At 41.6% G+C, this 209-nt stretch carries 1 tRNA gene; it reads right to left on the bottom strand.

Annotated features, from left to right (window positions below):
• Nucleotides 1-111: 111 nt before the first annotated feature.
• A tRNA-Ala gene (locus CWB99_RS06710) sits at nt 112-187 on the bottom strand.
• Between the last annotated feature and the right edge of the window lie 22 nt (nt 188-209).

The following is a 209-nucleotide window of genomic DNA, read 5'->3' as shown; positions in this document are numbered from 1 at the left end:
TTCCAAATTTTTAAAGAGCAAGAGAATTACTTCTCAGAGTTAAAAACTCTCAGTTTCTTATTTAAAGTCACTGTCTTAAGAGTGTTTATCTATGAGGAGTAGGTAGTAAAGTGGTGGAGCTAAGCAGGATCGAACTGCTGACCTCCTGCGTGCAAGGCAGGCGCTCTCCCAGCTGAGCTATAGCCCCACATTACTAGGATAACATTGTT

Origin of the sequence: Pseudoalteromonas rubra (genome assembly GCF_005887095.1) — a bacterium.
GTDB classification, from domain to species: Bacteria; Pseudomonadota; Gammaproteobacteria; order Enterobacterales; family Alteromonadaceae; genus Pseudoalteromonas; species Pseudoalteromonas rubra_E.
Note: the sequence above shows the minus strand (reverse complement) of the source record. Positions and strands in the feature narration are given on the sequence as shown.